This is a genomic window from Tumebacillus flagellatus (genome assembly GCF_000714935.1).
Lineage (GTDB): Bacteria > Bacillota > Bacilli > Tumebacillales > Tumebacillaceae > Tumebacillus > Tumebacillus flagellatus.
Genome location: NZ_JMIR01000087.1, coordinates 1 through 1,157, shown reverse-complemented (window position 1 = coordinate 1,157; position 1,157 = coordinate 1). Strand labels below are relative to the sequence as shown.

At 61.4% G+C, this 1,157-nt stretch carries 3 protein-coding genes; all 3 read right to left on the bottom strand.

The window, feature by feature from the left end; translation table 11 throughout:
• A partial coding sequence (locus EL26_RS23060) for a hypothetical protein (RefSeq protein WP_038094845.1) occupies positions 1-211 on the bottom strand: 211 nt, incomplete at its 3' end.
• 6 nt (positions 212-217) lie between these two features.
• Positions 218-649 carry a hypothetical protein gene (locus EL26_RS23055; protein ID WP_038094843.1) on the bottom strand — a complete coding sequence of 144 codons (432 nt, stop codon included), beginning with the start codon at positions 647-649 and terminating at the stop codon, positions 218-220.
• Entirely contained in the window at positions 633-1,088 is a 456-nt protein-coding gene (locus EL26_RS23050) for a hypothetical protein (protein WP_038094841.1), read from the bottom strand. The genes EL26_RS23055 and EL26_RS23050 overlap by 17 nt, the downstream gene beginning before the upstream one ends.
• Between the last annotated feature and the right edge of the window lie 69 nt (positions 1,089-1,157).

The following is a 1,157-nucleotide window of genomic DNA, read 5'->3' as shown; positions in this document are numbered from 1 at the left end:
AGAGCTCCATCTGCAGGCCCGACGTTCCAGCGTCGGGCCTGTTTTCGTTTGCCCGGATGATGATTCCACGGCGCGGGTCAAAGCGTCCTAACTGCGCCTTTCGTGCGCGGCGGTTCACTCTGTGCTCCGCCAGTTCGTTGTTCAACTCGTCTCCGACTTGCGCGCCGGTGCGGTTGTGCTCGTCCAGCAACTTTCGGTATCTCTCGGTCATCGCTCCTCACCTCCCTTCAAGCGCGCCCGGGCGATGCTGACCACCGGCGTACTCCAGTCGGTACAGGCCGCGTACCATGCGGATGTCGCGTTCGCGGTACAGGTCGGCGAATTCCTTGTCAGGGAAGCGTGCTTCATTCAGCTCCCACGCCCACGTGAGCGCCTTGACCATCCCCACCAGCTCGAATCCGCAGCGTGCGCGGTGCTCGTCGTCGACGAAGCGGAAGTGAACGGTGCCGATGCCGTCGGTGATCTCCACGCTGGCGGCGGCGATGATCTCGCCGTTCCGTTCGGCAACCAGGTAGCGGGTGTCCGTCGCGGTCGGCATGCGCTTCATGAACATCGCGGCGCGGTGCTCGTCTTCGGCGGGTGTTACGCGGACGATGAGGGGCGGCGCGGCGTGTACAGGGGCTTGTACAGCCTCACGAACCGTCTGCATCGGGTTCAACCTCCCACGGAATCACGATCTCGTTCAGGATTTCGAGGCAGTCCTCGTGGTGTTCTTCCCGCTTGGCGTCCTCGATGCGGCGGTACAGGTTGTGCAACTCATGCGCGGCGTTTTCGCCTGCTTCCCGCAACCGCATGATCTCCGCGTCCTTTTCCATTGCCGATTCCATCAGTTTGCGCACGCGTTCCGCCTGCTCGTGAATCACGTTTGTCAGATATTGATTCTGTTCTTCAAGGTGCTGAATCCACTCGGAGCGGATGCGGATGTCGTCGCGGTACGTCTCCTCGACGCGACCGCTGAGTGCAATGTCTGCGCTGAGACGATCGATCAAACTGGAAGCTTGCGTCAGCAGAGCATGATCGGGGCCGTCTTCTTCGCCGTCCAGCGAGTTTGCCCAGCGGCGAAGTTCTTCTGCGATCGGTTGCTTCATCCTCTCTCACCCCCAGCGCGGTTGATCCGCTTCATTTCGTCGGAGATACAAGCGTTCCGCATGCTCTCG